The sequence below is a fragment of the Streptomyces humi genome (assembly GCF_001005085.2).
Taxonomy (GTDB): Bacteria; Actinomycetota; Actinomycetes; order Streptomycetales; family Streptomycetaceae; genus Streptomyces; species Streptomyces humi.
On the sequence record NZ_LBMU02000021.1, the window covers coordinates 155,055 to 168,807 of the forward strand.

Below are 13,753 nucleotides of genomic sequence, written 5' to 3' on the forward strand. Positions count from 1 at the left end.
ACCTGTGCTATCTATAGCTAAGTACGAATCCTCAGCACGGCGGTCTCGCGTCGGGCTGTCTGCCCCGTTTGTCTGGAGTTCCCCCATGGCCACCCTTCTCCACATCGACTCCTCGCTCCTCCCCGGCGAGATGTCCGCCTCCCGCACCGTCACCGACGCCTTCCGCAAGGCGTGGCAGGAGCAGCACCCCGACGGCACGGTGATCTACCGCGACCTGGCGGCGGAGCCGGTGCCGCACATCACCGCGGCCTCCCACCTCGCCGGTTTCGCCGACCCCGCCACGCACACCCCCGAGCAGGCCGAGGCCTTCGCGGCCCGCGTGCGCCTGATAGAGGAACTGGAGCAGGCGGACGCGGTGCTCATCGGCGCCCCGATGTACAACTTCACGATCCCCTCGACGCTCAAGGCGTGGCTGGACAACATCGTGCTGTTCGGCCGCACCGGCGGTGAGAACCCGTCCGCCAAGGGCACCCCGGTCACCGTGGTGGCCAGCCGCGGCGGTTCGTACGCGCCGGGCACCCCGCGCGAGCCGTTCGAGTACGTGCAGAACTACCTGGCCGCCCTCCTCGGCGAAGCCCTGGGCCTGGAGGTCGACTTCATCGTTCCGGAGCTGACCATGGCCCCGCAGAACCCGGCGATGGCGGAACTGGTGCCGCTCTACGAGGCGTCCCGCGACCGCGCCCTCCAGGAGGCGGCCGGCAAGGCGAAGGACCTGGCGGAGCGTCTCGCCGCGTAGGTCGCGGCCCTTCCCGGCGGGCAGGGCCGATTGCACCGATCGGCCCAGCAGCGCATGCGGCCCCGGTGGCGGGCGGTTGTGATGGACGCGTTCCCACCCCGACGCCCCAGGAGGCAGTCATGCGCATCCGTTCCCTCGCCGTCACCGGCGCCGTCGCCGCGGCCCTCGCCCTCGGCGGCACCACCGCCGCCTTCGCCGACAACGGCGCGGACGCCACCGGCACCGCGTCCAACAGTCCCGGCCTGCTGTCGGGCAACGTCGTCGAGGTCCCGGTCTCCGTCCCGATCAACGCGTGCGGCGACAGCATCGACCTGATCGGCCTGCTCAACCCGGCCACCGGCAACGCCTGCACCAACGGCTGACCGGTCCGCGGGGACCGCCAGAGGACTTCCGGAGGACGACGCGCCCTCCGGAACTTCTCTGTGCGTGCAGGTTGTACGCCGATGAGCCGTCCGAAACGGACAGTGCGCCCCTGGGCCGGGGCGGGGGCGAACCCGACACTTACCTCGTATGACGACAGCTCCCGCCGGTTCCACCAGCAGTGTCGCCCCCGCGTACGGCGACCGGGTCATCGCCGTGGAGGCGGCGGGCTCGGAACCGATCCCCGACGCCGAACGCCACGGCAGCCCCCTCCAGTTGCTGTGGACCTGGGCCTCTCCCAACATCGAGTTCGCGACCGTCTACATCGGCGTGATCGCGGTCCTCTTCTTCGGCCTCGGCTTCTGGACGGCGACCGCCGCGATCCTGCTGGGCACCGCGCTCGGCGCGCTCACCCAGGGCGTGCTGTCGCTGGACGGCCCGCGGTTCGGCGTCCCGCAGATGGTGATCGGCCGCTTCTCCTTCGGCCGCCTCGGCAACATCCTGCCCGCCGCCGCCAACGGACTCCTCGCGGGCGTCGGCTGGTTCGCGGTGAACAGCGTGAGCGCGGCCTTCGCCCTGAACACCCTGACCGGCCTGCGCCCGCTCCCCGCCCTCCTCCTCGTCGTGGTCGCGGAGATCCTGATCGGGTTCATCGGCCACAACTTCGTGCACACCTTCGAGAAGTACGCGTTCCCCGCGCTCGCGGTCGTCTTCCTGCTCGCCGGGGTGTGGACGTTCAAGGACGCCGACCTCGGCGGGGGCGGCTCCGGCGGCGGCGTCGGCGGTTTCCTGCTCGCGTTCAGCGCGGCCTGGGGGTACGCGGCCGGCTGGAACCCGTACGCCTCCGACTACGCGCGCTACCTGCCGCGTACGGCGGACAAGGTGCGGACCGTGCTGTGGCCGGCCGTCGGCCTGTTCGTGTCCGTCTCGGTCGTCGCCGTCATCGGCGCGGCCTCGGCCACCCTCGCCGCTCCGAAGGACGCCACCCCGACGGCCGCCTTCACCGGCCACCTGCCCGGCTGGCTGGGCGACCTGGTGCTGATCGCCATCATGCTCGGCGGGATCTCGGCGAACGCCCTCAACGTGTACTCCGGTGCGATCTCCATCGCCTCCTTCGGCCTGCGGCTGCCGACCTGGCTCAGCCGTAGCACGCTGGTCGTGGTGTCGGGCATCGCCGGTACGGCGGCGGCCTGGGCCTCGCTCGACGACGCGGGCGCCGCCTACGAGGCGTTCCTGCTGGTCATCGCGTACTGGGTGGCGCCCTGGCTGGGTGTGGTCCTGGTGGAGCGGTGGTTGCAGGGCCGCACCGCGACCGACGAGGAGCTGGCCGCCCGGCTGACCGACCGCGCCTTCACCAACCGGCCAGGACTGGCATCCCTGTCGGCCGGCGTCGCGGTCTCCGTCCCGCTCTTCTCCAACCAGGAGGACTACGTGGGCTGGGTGCCCGAGCACCACCCGGCCTTCGGGGACATCACCCCTCTCGTCGGCTTCGCGGTGAGCGCCCTCCTCTACACGGCCCTGCGCAGCCGCACCCGCTCGTCGGCGCCCCGGCAGGCCTAGTCGTCGTCCCTCAGCCGGCGCCAGATGCGGCTGCGGTGCAGCAGGAAGAGCGAACCGAGCACGGCGACCAGCTGGAGGCCCACGGCGAGCAGCCAGAACTCGTCCCTGGTCTCCAGCCGGTTCGTCAGGAACTCGAAGTTCATGCCGAAGAACCCGGTCAGGAACGACAGCGGCAGGAAGATCACGGACACGATGGCCAGCCGGTTGATCACGCCGTTCTGTTCGCCCGCGACCAGGGACCCGTAGCTCGCGAAGGCCCGGCGGGTGGCGTCCTGGAGGGACTCGATGTCCGCGAGGACCAGGCGCCCCGCCCGCTGGAACTCCTGGGCCAGCCGCTGCCGATCCGCCGGGAAGTCACGGCTCATCATCCTGCGGGTGATCACTTCGTCGATCCCCTGGAGGTAGGGCAGCAGCGCGTGGTGCAGGACGGCGGAGCGGCGGCGCAGCTGGGAGAGCCGGTAGATCTGCTCGGGGCGCCGCGCCTCGAACATGTCGTCCTCCAGCTCCTCGACCTGGAGCAGGGCGTCCACCGCGGCCCGGCGGAACGTCGTGAGCGCCTCCTGGAGCAGCAGGAACAGCGTGGCCACGGGGTCGTGCGGGCGTTCCCGCCGCACCTGGGCCGTGACGGCCCGCTCCAGTCCGGCCCGCCGGCCCCAGTGAACGATCAGCAGGTAGCGGTCGGAGGCCAGGGCGTGCACGTACGCGACCCCGCCCTCGTGGACCACCGGCACGACGAACCCGGCGGTGTCGCCCAGGAACTCGGCCCGCGGCGACGCGTCCTGCCGGCCGAACCACTCCAGGTCGGTGTCGTCCAGCCCGAGCCGCCGGACCACCGGATCCACCGCCGGGCCCTCCTCCTCGGGCAGTTCGACACCGAGGAGCAGGAACGGGTCCGTGGCGAGCCGGTGGCGTGCCTCGGCCACGGAGATGCGCGCGGTGTCGCCGTCCGGCACCGCCACCACCGTCACGATCATCGCCTCACCGCCGGTCCCGTGGCCCACGCTCCCAGCGTGTGCGCGGCGGCCGGAGCACGCACCCGGATGCCCTCGGGTGCCGCGCGGAACTGCCTCGAACGGGTGAGGTTCCGGGCCGGTGTCTCAGGCCACCGTCCGCAGCCCCGGTGACCGGGCCGCGCCCGTGCCCCGCACCACCCGGTGCGCGCAGGCCGCCGTCAGCAGCTCCCCCAGCAGGTCCGGATCGTCGATCTCCAGGCCGAGCAGCGACTCGATGCGCTCCAGCCGCTGGTAGAGGGACTGGCGGCCGATGTGCAGGAGGGCTGCCGTGCGGGTAGGCGAGCAGCCGTGGCGCAGATGCACCTCCAGGGTGCGGACCAGGTCGCTGGCGTGTGCCGCCTCCCAGGCCAGCAACGGACCCAGGGTGTGCTGGACCAGGGCGGCGAGGCGGTCCCGGTTGGCGGCGATCCCGCCCCGGGTCAGCTCGCGCTCCAGGGCCAGGGCACGGGCGGACGTCACCAACGGGCCCTTGGCCGGGCCGGGTTCGGCCGGCGGCACGGTCAGGGCGAGTTCCAGACTGGCCCGCGCCGCCCGCAGGGTCTCGCTCCAGTGCAGCCAGCCCGCCCCGGCGTCGACCGCGTGCCCGACGGCGACGGTGATCCCGGGCACGGCGGCGGCCCCGGAGGCAGCACCGAGCCCGGGGACAGCACCGGAACCGGAGGCGGCACCGGAACCGGGGACGGCACCCAGTCCCGAAGCGGCGCCCAGTCCCGAGGTGGTGCCGAAACCGGGTGCGGTGGCCGTGCGGAAGGCTTCCTGTACCGCGCGGACCGGGTCGCCCGCTCCGGGGCCGCCGGCCGTGCCCCGGCCGTCGGCCGGCAGTGCGAGGAGGGCCAGGACGTCTCCGGGGAACGCCGCCCGGAGCACCGCGGCTCCGCCCAGCAGCCGTACCGCGCGGTCCACGGCGCCGGTCTCCCGCGGCCCGTGCACCGACACCCCGATGAGGCGCGCCCCCGGCTTCGGACGGAACCCGGCGAGCGCCGCGCGGGCGTCCACCTCCGGCTGGTTCAGCGCGGCCCGGTCGGCCAGGTCGGCCAGCAGGGCCGCCGTGTGGTCGTCGCCCCGGGGCCGGCCCGCCGACCGCCCGGACAGCCCGCGCGCGACGATCGCCCGGTTGGCGGCCTCCGTGATCCTGACGAAGGGCACGACCCGGTGCAGGGCCAGCAGGGGCAGGCCGAGCCGGCGGGCCTCGTCGGTCACCTCCGCGGGCATGGCCGGCAGCGCCCGGCCGATCTCCACCGCGAGACCGGCCGCGCCGCGTGCCGTCAGCTCCCGGACGTAACGGCGGCGGACCTCCTCGGCCGCGTCGGTCAGCCCGAAGCCGTTGGTGAGCAGCAGTTCGCCGCCGTCCAGGAAGTTGGCGCCCTCGTAGACCTCGCTGGAGTGGACCCAGCGGACGGGCCGGTCGAGGGCGTCCTCTCCGGCGAGCAGTTCGGGGCGGGCCGCCAGCACCAGATCGAGGGCCAGGACTTCGCGGAGGGTGAGTGCGGGCACGGGGACCTCCAGGGCGCGGAGCGCGGCGCTGACATTTCGTCCGGCTGCGGGTTGCCCGGAGGGTACTTTCCGCACGTTGCCCCGGTGTTTCGGCCACAGGAGAGTGAAGTCATGAAGCCTTTGGACCAGGAACAGGCCCGCGCCTGGCTCGCCACCGCGGTCACCGAGGCCCGCGCCGGGCTCGCCGAGGGGGGCATCCCCATCGGGGCCGCGCTCTACGGCGCCGACGGCGAACCGCTCGGCCGCGGGCACAACCGGCGCGTCCAGGACGGTGACCCGTCCATGCACGCCGAGACGGCCGCCTTCCGCGCGGCGGGACGGCAGCGGACGTACCGGGGCACCACCATGGTGACCACCCTGTCCCCCTGCTGGTACTGCTCCGGCCTGGTCCGCCAGTTCGGCATCTCGCGCGTCGTGATCGGCGAGGCGGCCACCTTCCACGGCGGCCACGACTGGCTCGCCGCGCACGGGGTGGAGATCGTCCTGCTGGACGACCCGGAGTGCGTCGGACTGATGCGTGACTTCATCAACACCCACCCGGCTCTGTGGAACGAGGACATCGGTGAATAGCACGAGTTCCGGCTCCGGCCCCCGGATCCCCACCATCGACCTGCGGCCCTGGCTGGACGGCGACGAGGCCGGCCGGCGGGAGACCGCCCGGACCGTCGACGCGGCCCTGCGGACCGCCGGCTTCCTGCTCGTCACCGGGCACGGGGTCGCCCCGGAGCTGCGCGACGCGGTACGGGCGGCCGCCCGCGCGTTCTTCGCGCTGCCCGCCGAGGCGAAGGCCGCGTACGAGGCGAAGGTCGGCGGTCGGGGGTGGCTGGGCCCGAAGGCGGAGGCCAACGGCTACTCCGAGGGCACCGAGACCCCGCCGGACCTGAAGGAGTCGCTGACCTTCGCGACCCACGAGCCGTTCGCGGACCCGGTGGTCAACGCAGAGTGGTACGCGCCCAACGTGTGGCCGGCCGAGATCCCCGAACTGCGCACGCTCTGCGAGGAGTACCTGGAGCGGATGGCGGAACTGGAGAAGCAACTGCTGTCCCTGCTGGGGTACGCGCTCGGTCTGGAACAGGACTTCTTCAGCCGGCACATGGACCATCCGACGTACGGCTTCAACATCAACTGGTACCCGGGGACGGACGTCATCGGCGAGCCCGAGCCGGGGCAGTTCCGGATCGGCCCGCACACCGACTTCGGCACGGTGACGATCCTGGACCGGCAGGCCGGCAAGGGCGGACTCCAGGTCTTCACCGACGACGGCGGCTGGGAGGACGCGCCCTTCGACCCGGCGGCCCTCACCATCAACATCGGAGACCTGATGGCCCGCTGGACCGGCGACCGCTGGCGTTCCGGCCGCCACCGGGTGCTCCCCCCGCCCGCCGACGCCCCCGCGGAGGAGCTGATGTCCCTCGTGTACTTCGGCGAGTGCACCCCGGGCACCACCGTCGAGTCCGTGCCGGCACCGGTCGGACGGGTGACGTATCCACCGGTGGACTCACACGTCTACCTGAGGGAGAAACTGAACTCGATCACCGTCGGCTGATCCCATAGCGTCAGGATTCGTGACCCAACAGTCATCACGCGATCTGGCCCGAAGCAACTCCCCCTTTCTACACTTGCGTTGAGGGGGGACTGCCTTGCACAGACGGTTGCACGGGCGAGGGGCGCTGTTCGATGTCGAGCCGGCCGGGCTCGTGCCGAGAATCGTCGGGTTACGGCCGTACCAGCACCGTACCCATCCTCTGGAACACCCCGGCGAGCTGCCGTTCGTCGTGCTGACCGGGGCGCGGGGGCTCGGCAAGAGCGCGGTGCTGGGCGAGTTGCGGGACGCCTACCAGCGGCACACCCCGGTCGCGCTGATCGACTGCGCGGAGGCGCAGTTCGCGGCGCCGCCCGCCGAGCGGCCCGCCGAGTCCTGGTCACCGCTCGCGCAGGCCCTGCTGGTCGTCGCCGAACAGCTCGCCGAACCGGTGACGGGCGCCGGCCGGATCCCCTTCCCCCGGCTGATGTCCGGCCTGGTAGCGGTGGCCGCCGGGGGCTGGGGCGACGCCGACTCGGAGCGGATCCGGCGCGAGGTGGAACGGATCCTGCTGCTGGGCGAGAGCGGCTCGTGGATCAGCGGGTTCGCCGGGCGGTGGGCCGGGAAGGTCGCCGCGAAGGTGGTGGCCGCCGCGACCGGCACCGGGCCGCTGGTCTCCGGCGCCATCGAGGCCACCCTGGAGTCGGTCGCCGAGGGCTTCGCCAGCCGCCGCCACCAGAAGGCGTCGGTCTGGTACCGCGCCTACCCGAACGCGGGCGGCCACGCCCAGCGCGGACTGATCCTGCTCTCCGGGCACTTCCGGGCCGGCGGTACCTCCCGCGAGCACGCCGAGCGGTACCTCGTCCGGGCCCTGCTCGCCGATCTGACCGAGGCCTACGCCGGGGTGCTGCCGCGCATGCAGCGGCTCGGCCGTCCGCTGGTGCTGGTCGACAACGCCCAGACCGGACCGGGACCGGCCCTGCTGGACGCGGTGCTGCGCGACCGCGCCGACGGCGTCGCCGACCACGTGGCGTTCGTCGCCGCAGTCCGCGGCGACGGCCGCGAGCTGCTGCGCAACGCCGTACGGCGGGAGCTGCCCGAGGTCGCCCGGCGTACCGGGTGGACACCGGACGCGGCCGCGCCGTCCTCCCGGGCCCTGCTGGTCGCCCTCCCGCCGCTGAGCCCCGACGACACCCTGCACCTCGTGGACACCCCCGGCGCGCCCCGGCTCGCACCGGCCGTGCACCGGCTGACCGGCGGCAACCCGCTGGGCGTCGCCCTGCTCGCCGAGGCGGCCGTACAGAACCCGGAGCGCACCGGCGCGCTCGGCGAGCTGCTCACGGCCGGCGTACGGCTCACCGACGAGGGCCCGGCCGCGCCCGCGCACCTCCAGCTCCTCGACCGGCTGGTCCCGGCGGACCGGCTGGAGGAGCTGACGGTCCTCGCCGCCGCCCACGACCACGACTCCGCGTGTGCCCTGGCCGCCGCGCTGCTCCCGGACGACTTCGGTCCCGCCGACGTACGGGCGCTTCAGAGCCGGCTGACCCGCGAGGGGCTGCCGGCCGCACCCGGCCAGTTCGTCGGCGACCCGTTCGTCCGCACGCTCCTGCTGCTCCGGCTGCACCTGCGGGACGCCGACCACGGCGGCTGGCGCACCGCCCACGAGACGCTGATCACGCACTACGCCGAGTACCTGGGCACCGACCGGCTCGCCCCCTTCCGGCTCCACCACCAACTGGCCCTCGGCAAGGCCGGAGCGGCGGTGGACCACCTGCGCGACGGCTTCGCGCTCCTGGACGCCCGGAGCTGGCTGCGCACCCTGCGCTTCATCGCCTCCGCCCCCTACTTCCACGCCCATGACGCCGAGGGCCACGACTCCACCGGCCACGGCGACCGGCGGGCGGCGGTGGCGCTCGGCCGCACGGACGCGCAGCAGCCGGTGCCGGAGGGCGTGGACGCCGTACTCCACCTGCGGGTACGGCGGGTGCTGCACGCCGTGTGGCAGCTCGCCGATCCGCTGGTGCTGCCCGACCCGAAGGTGGCCGACCGGCTGCGCTTCGAACTGGAGCAGCTGTCCAACCTGCGGCCGGCCGGCAACGCGCTGCTGTGGCGGGCCTCCCGGGACTGGCCGGCGGCGGCGCTCGCGGGGCGGCCGCTGGCGGAACCGGACGACGACGAGGGCGACGACGAGCGGAGCGGGGTGGCGTGATGGCGGGGCGGGGCGTGGGCACGTGGTTGCGTGAAGGCGTCTGGGAGATCCCGCTGCGCCGCTATCTGGCCCTGCTGGTCACGCTGTGCCTGCTGACCGGCCTGTTCTTCGGTGTCCGCACACTCACCCACGACGACCGCTCGTGCGCGCCCGGGGTGGCCCGGCCGGAGGGCAGCGACGAGTGCGTGGGCGTGGCGACGACGGCGTACGACTTCGGGCACCCGCAGCTGCGCCCCACCGTGCGGGCCATCGCCAGGGAGAACGGCCGCCTGAAGGCCGGGAGTTACGTCACGGTGGCGGTGATGCTGCCGTACACCTCGACGGCGGCGGCGAACCTCGCCGACATCCAGCACGAGCTCCAGGGCGCCTACCTGGCCCAGTACCAGGCCAACCACGCCTCCAACGGGGAGTCCCCCGCGATCCGGCTGGTGCTGGCCAACCCCGGGGCGACCAGCCGGTACTGGCGGGAGATGGTCACCCGGCTCGCCGCCATGACCGGCGGCACCGACCGGCTGCGGGCGGTGGCCGGGGTCGGGCAGAGCACCGACGCCAACATGAAGGCCGTCAGGGAGCTGACCCGGCTGGGGATTCCGGTGATCGGGTCGTCGATCACCGCGGACGACCTCGCCAACGGGCAGCAGGGCAAGGACCCTTACCCGGGCCTGGCACGGGTGTCGCCCACCAACACCGACGAGGCCCACGCCCTCGCCTCCTTCGCGAAGGTCAGCGCGGGCCGGGCGATGCTGGTGTACGACCGGCCGGGCGACCCGTACACACGGACGCTGCAAACCTCGTTCGAGGCGCTCATCAAGGGGTCACCGCACCTGGCGCAGCCGTTCACCCCGCCGGCCGACCGCAGCGAGGAGGGGACGACCGCGAACACGTTCCGGCAGATCGCCCTGCTGATCTGCGGCACCCCGCGGTCCATCGACACGGTCCTGTTCGCCGGACGCCACACCCAGCTGCGGCAGTTCATCAACGCGCTGGGCGCACGGGGGTGCCAGGACCGGAAGTTCACGGTGCTGACCGGGGACGAGGGGTCGTACCTGACCGGGGAACGGAGCCTGCACCGCGACGTGCTGGGGCCGACGCTCACCGTCCGGTACACCGCGCTGGCGCATCCGGACGCGTGGGGCAGGGGCAGCCCGCGGACGGGCGGATCGGCGGCGGACATGGCGGCGCTGACCGAGCTGCTGAAGAGCGCGGTGCGTGCGCCGGTGGGGCCGGTCGGGCCGGTGGCCCTGGAGGACGGGCAGCTGATCATCGCGTACGACGCGATGCGGCTCGCGGTGCACGGGATCCGGGAGGCGGTGCCGGAGGGGAGGTCGGTGCCGACGCTGGCCGATGTGGGGTTGCAGTGGCCGCAGGTGAAGGGACCGTTGCGGGTGTCCGGGGCGAGCGGGTGGATCTGCCTCGACGTGCACGGGAATCCGTACGACAAGGCGGTGCCGGTGGTGGAGCTGCGGCCGGGGGGTGGGTCGCGGTTCGTTCAGATCGCGTGGCCGGAGGGGAAGCCGCCGGGCGCGGAGTGTCTGCCGCCGTCCTAGGCCGCGGGCCCGGCGGGGGCTGGTCGCGCGGTTCCTCCCCCAGTCTTCGGCCGGGGGTGCCCCCAGCGCCCCCGAGGGGGCGCTTCACGCCTGTTTTCATCCCAGGGATTCACCCAGGCGCTCGAAACGCCTCCGCCATACCTGCTCCGGTTCGGTCTCGCCCTCGTGCGTGAAGCGCAGGATGCTGGCCGTCTCGCCGTCCGGCTCCAGGTGGAAGCGGACTCTGCCGCCCGGGTCGACCGTGTACTCGGCGATGCGGTCGACGTCCCAGGCGGTGACCGTGCCGGTGCCCAGCTCGCCGAGGGTGACCGTGCCGCCCAGTCTCGGTTGCAGGACGTCCGCCGGGGTGAACCAGGCGGCCAGGCCCTCCGGGGTGGAGAGGCTGGGCCAGACCTGGTCCATCGGCCTCGGCAGTCGGGTCAGCAGCTGGAGGACGGCCATGGGACCAGTGTCGCCCCTCGGCGGCTCAGACGCCCGCGTACGAGTGCTTGCCGGTCACGAAGATGTTGACGCCGTAGTAGTTGAACAGCCAGCAGCCGAAGGCGATCATCGCCAGGTAGGCGGCCTTGCGGCCCTTCCAGCCGGCGGTGGCGCGGGCGTGCAGGTAGCAGGCGTAGGCGACCCAGGTGATGAAGGACCAGGTCTCCTTGGGGTCCCAGTTCCAGTAGCGGCCCCAGGCGCTGCCCGCCCAGATCGCGCCCGCGATGATCGTGAAGGTCCAGAGGGGGAAGACCGCCGCGTTCACGCGGTACGCGAACTTGTCCAGGGACGCGGAGGCGGGCAGGCGCTCCAGGACCGAGGTCGCGAAGCTGCCCGGCTTGCCGCCGTTCTCCAGCTTGCTCTCGTACGAGTCCTTGAAGAGGTACAGGATCGTGGCGACCGCGCCCACGTAGAAGACGGCGCCGCAGAAGATGGCCGTCGAGACGTGGATGTACAGCCAGTACGAGTGCAGGGCCGGGACCAGCGGCTCGCTCGCCGTGTAGAGGACGGTGACCGCGAGGCCGAGGTCGAGGAGGACCGTGGTGATCAGGAAGAGACCGAGCCAGCGGACGTTCTTCTTCAGGGCGAGGAGGGTCAGGTAGACGGCGACCGCGACCGTGGAGAACGTGATGTTGAACTCGTACATGTTGCCCCACGGGGCCCGCTGCACGGAGGCCGCCCGGGTGACCACGCCCGCCAGCTCCACCAGGAAGGCGAGGACGGTGAGGGAGATCGCGATCCGGCCGTAGAGGTCGCCCTGCTCGTCACCGCCGTGGGCGCCGGGGCCGTCCGGGACGTCCCGGGAGCCGGCCGCGGCGCGGACGACGACCTTCGGGCGCTCCAGCACGGCGGTGCCGCCGGCCTTCTTGACCGTGACGGCGGGGCCGGTCTGCTTCGCCTCCGTCCTGCTCGTCAGCGCGTTGGCGGTGCGCGCGACCCGGCTGCGGCTGCCGAGCAGCCACTCGAAGATGTAGGCGAAGAAGGCCAGCGTGTAGACGGCCATCGAGGAGTAGATGAGCGTGTTGCTCATACTCGCCAGGTGCTCGTTGGTCGCGGCGAGGGTCGTTGCGGCGGCGGAAGTCATCGCTTCTCAGCCCCTTCGGCAGGTACGACTTCGGGGTCGGGGGATTCTGCGGGGTCGGCGTCAGTGGTGTCGCCGGGGGCGGGGGCCCCTGGTGCCTGGTCGTAGAGGATGCCCGCGAGGTCGCCCAGTTCCTCGGGCACCTTCGCGGACTCGCTGCGGCCCAGGCCGCCCATCTCGACGACGGTGACGCCGTCGGGGCCCGGCACCGCGCGCACCCACACGCGGCGGCGCTGGATGAACAGCGAGGCGGCCAGGCCGAAGATCGCGGCGAGGGCGCCGCCGAGCGCCCAGCCGCTGCCGGGCTCCTGGACGATCTCGAAGCCCGCCCATTCCTTGACGCCCTTCTCGAACGTCACGGAACCGGCGCCGTTCGGCAGCTGCATGGTCTGGCCGGGCTTGAGGTTGTCGCGGAACTGCGCTCCCTTGGAGTCCTTGAACTCCTTCATGTGGGACTTGTCCAGCTGGTACACGCTCTGCGGGATGCCCGAGTTCACCCCTAGGTCACCGTGGTACGGCGTCAGGTTCAGCACCGGGTTGTCCAGCGCCGGGAAGGTCGAGAGGACGGAGGAGCCGCCGCCGTAGGTGGGCAGGAAGAACAGGGAGATGCCGAGCTGTTCGCCGACGTTGCGCGCGTTCTTGTAGCCGTCCATCACCTTGAGCACGCCCTGGGAGGTGATGTTGCCGTCGAGCGGGAGCAGCGGCACCGCGTCGTGGTAGACGACGTCGCCCTTGCTGTCGCGGACCGTGATGACGGGCGCGTAGCCGTGGCTGACGAGGTAGACCTTGGCGTCGTCGATGTGCAGCGGCTGGTTCACCTTGACGGTGGTCCGCTTCGCCTTGCCGTACGCGCCGTCGATGTAGTCGATGTCGGCGCTGAAGGTGGTCGGGGTGCCCTTGCTGGGTCCGCCGGTCTGGTAGCCGGCGCTGAAGTTCCGCAGGTGGAAGCTGAACGGCACCAGGTCGTCGGTGCTGAACATCGACCCGGACTTGAAGTCGTCGTACTGGATGATGGAGTTGGCGAACCCGTCGCCCTCGACGACCAGCTTGGTGCCGTCCGACTTGTACATCTGGCCGGACGCGAAGGCGATCAGCAGCACGATCAGCGCGATGTGGAAGACGAGGTTGCCGAACTCGCGGACGTAGCCCTTCTCGGCGGCGACCGCGTCCCCGGCGACGTGCGAGCGGAAGCGCCGCTTCTTCAGCAGGGCGAGCGCGGCCTCGCGGACCTCCTCCGGCGCCGCGTCCGTGCGCCAGGTCGTGTACGCGGGGAGCCGGTTCAGCCGCTTCGGGGCGCCCGGCGGACGGCCGCGCAGCTGGCCCACGAACTGCCAGGCGCGCGGGATGATGCAGCCGACCAGGGAGACGAACAGCAGGATGTAGATCGCGGAGAACCACACCGAGCTGTAGACGTGGAAGAGGCCGAGCCTGTCGTAGACCGGCGCCAGTGTCTTGTGCGCCTTCTGGAAGTCGGCGACCTTGTTGATGTCGGCGCCGGTCTGCGGGATCAGCGAGCCGGGGATGGCGCCCAGTGACAGCAGCAGGAGCAGCAGCAGGGCGACCCGCATGGAGGTCAGCTGCCGCCAGAACCAGCGGGCCCAGCCGATCAGGCCGAGGCCGGGGGCGACGGGTGGCTCGACCGGGGCGGTGGAGAGCTGGGAGCCCGCCTCGCCGAGGTCCGTCTGGTCCGGCTCGGTGTTGCCGGTGTGCCCGGTGTGCCCGGTGTGCCCGGTATCAGTGTTGCTCATCGA

The 13,753-nt window shown here is 72.5% G+C and carries 12 protein-coding genes; 7 read left to right on the top strand and 5 right to left on the bottom strand.

Features of this window, described 5'->3' with window-relative positions; translation table 11 throughout:
* Positions 1 to 85: 85 nt before the first annotated feature.
* The 3 genes from AAW13_RS08225 (at position 86) to AAW13_RS08235 (ending at position 2,656) form a co-directional block, all read left to right on the top strand.
* On the top strand, positions 86 to 736 hold the full coding sequence (locus AAW13_RS08225; protein ID WP_046726510.1) for an FMN-dependent NADH-azoreductase: 651 nt from the start codon (positions 86 to 88) through the stop codon (positions 734 to 736).
* A gap of 119 nt (positions 737 to 855) precedes the next feature.
* A complete protein-coding gene (locus AAW13_RS08230; RefSeq protein ID WP_046726511.1) occupies positions 856 to 1,098 on the top strand; it encodes a chaplin in 243 nt (80 codons plus the stop codon).
* A 148-nt stretch (positions 1,099 to 1,246) separates the two neighbouring features.
* The gene (locus tag AAW13_RS08235) at positions 1,247 to 2,656 is read left to right on the top strand and encodes a purine-cytosine permease family protein (protein ID WP_046726512.1); all 1,410 of its coding nucleotides are present in this window, start codon (positions 1,247 to 1,249) and stop codon (positions 2,654 to 2,656) included.
* Here AAW13_RS08235 and AAW13_RS08240 read toward each other — a convergent pair.
* Both AAW13_RS08240 and AAW13_RS44755 read right to left on the bottom strand, forming a co-directional pair.
* Positions 2,653 to 3,657 carry a magnesium transporter CorA family protein gene (locus AAW13_RS08240; protein WP_240528567.1) on the bottom strand — a complete coding sequence of 335 codons (1,005 nt, stop codon included), beginning with the start codon at positions 3,655 to 3,657 and terminating at the stop codon, positions 2,653 to 2,655. The genes AAW13_RS08235 and AAW13_RS08240 overlap by 4 nt on opposite strands.
* Positions 3,658 to 3,753: 96 nt before the next feature.
* Positions 3,754 to 5,163, bottom strand: a complete 1,410-nt coding sequence (locus tag AAW13_RS44755; protein ID WP_046726513.1) for a PucR family transcriptional regulator — start codon at positions 5,161 to 5,163, stop codon at positions 3,754 to 3,756.
* 111 nt (positions 5,164 to 5,274) lie between these two features.
* On the opposite strand from AAW13_RS44755, the gene AAW13_RS08255 reads away from it, so the two are divergent.
* From AAW13_RS08255 to AAW13_RS08270, 4 genes are all read left to right on the top strand, one after another.
* A complete protein-coding gene (locus AAW13_RS08255; protein ID WP_046726514.1) occupies positions 5,275 to 5,733 on the top strand; it encodes a nucleoside deaminase in 459 nt (152 codons plus the stop codon).
* Complete coding sequence (locus AAW13_RS08260) at positions 5,726 to 6,709, top strand: isopenicillin N synthase family dioxygenase (protein ID WP_046726515.1); 984 nt, start codon at positions 5,726 to 5,728, stop codon at positions 6,707 to 6,709. Before AAW13_RS08255 ends, AAW13_RS08260 begins: the two co-directional genes overlap by 8 nt.
* A gap of 151 nt (positions 6,710 to 6,860) precedes the next feature.
* Positions 6,861 to 8,894: a hypothetical protein gene (locus AAW13_RS08265; RefSeq protein WP_420855443.1), complete on the top strand. Its 2,034-nt coding sequence runs from the start codon at positions 6,861 to 6,863 to the stop codon at positions 8,892 to 8,894.
* Positions 8,894 to 10,441: a type 1 periplasmic-binding domain-containing protein gene (locus AAW13_RS08270; RefSeq protein ID WP_046726517.1), complete on the top strand. Its 1,548-nt coding sequence runs from the start codon at positions 8,894 to 8,896 to the stop codon at positions 10,439 to 10,441. The genes AAW13_RS08265 and AAW13_RS08270 overlap by 1 nt, the downstream gene beginning before the upstream one ends.
* Before the next feature lie 96 nt (positions 10,442 to 10,537).
* On the opposite strand, the gene AAW13_RS08275 is transcribed toward AAW13_RS08270, so the two are convergent.
* Genes AAW13_RS08275 through resB form a run of 3 tightly spaced genes read right to left on the bottom strand, consistent with a single transcriptional unit; the run spans position 10,538 to position 13,750 of the window.
* Complete coding sequence (locus AAW13_RS08275) at positions 10,538 to 10,882, bottom strand: SRPBCC domain-containing protein (RefSeq protein ID WP_046726518.1); 345 nt, start codon at positions 10,880 to 10,882, stop codon at positions 10,538 to 10,540.
* 25 nt (positions 10,883 to 10,907) lie between these two features.
* The gene (gene ccsB, locus AAW13_RS08280; RefSeq protein ID WP_046726519.1) at positions 10,908 to 12,005 is read right to left on the bottom strand and encodes a c-type cytochrome biogenesis protein CcsB; all 1,098 of its coding nucleotides are present in this window, start codon (positions 12,003 to 12,005) and stop codon (positions 10,908 to 10,910) included.
* On the bottom strand, positions 12,002 to 13,750 hold the full coding sequence (resB, locus tag AAW13_RS08285; RefSeq protein WP_046726520.1) for a cytochrome c biogenesis protein ResB: 1,749 nt from the start codon (positions 13,748 to 13,750) through the stop codon (positions 12,002 to 12,004). The genes ccsB and resB overlap by 4 nt, the downstream gene beginning before the upstream one ends.
* Between the last annotated feature and the right edge of the window lie 3 nt (positions 13,751 to 13,753).

Excerpts from the sequence above, each read along its gene's own strand:
- ccsB (WP_046726519.1), bottom strand. The coding sequence starts at position 12,005 with ATGACTTCCGCCGCCGCAACGACCCTCGCCGCGACCAACGAGCACCTG.
- AAW13_RS08230 (WP_046726511.1), top strand. The coding sequence starts at position 856 with ATGCGCATCCGTTCCCTCGCCGTCACCGGCGCCGTCGCCGCGGCCCTC.
- AAW13_RS08270 (WP_046726517.1), top strand. The coding sequence starts at position 8,894 with ATGGCGGGGCGGGGCGTGGGCACGTGGTTGCGTGAAGGCGTCTGGGAG.
- AAW13_RS08235 (WP_046726512.1), top strand. The coding sequence starts at position 1,247 with ATGACGACAGCTCCCGCCGGTTCCACCAGCAGTGTCGCCCCCGCGTAC.
- resB (WP_046726520.1), bottom strand. The coding sequence starts at position 13,750 with ATGAGCAACACTGATACCGGGCACACCGGGCACACCGGGCACACCGGC.
- AAW13_RS08225 (WP_046726510.1), top strand. The coding sequence starts at position 86 with ATGGCCACCCTTCTCCACATCGACTCCTCGCTCCTCCCCGGCGAGATG.
- AAW13_RS08275 (WP_046726518.1), bottom strand. The coding sequence starts at position 10,882 with ATGGCCGTCCTCCAGCTGCTGACCCGACTGCCGAGGCCGATGGACCAG.
- AAW13_RS08255 (WP_046726514.1), top strand. The coding sequence starts at position 5,275 with ATGAAGCCTTTGGACCAGGAACAGGCCCGCGCCTGGCTCGCCACCGCG.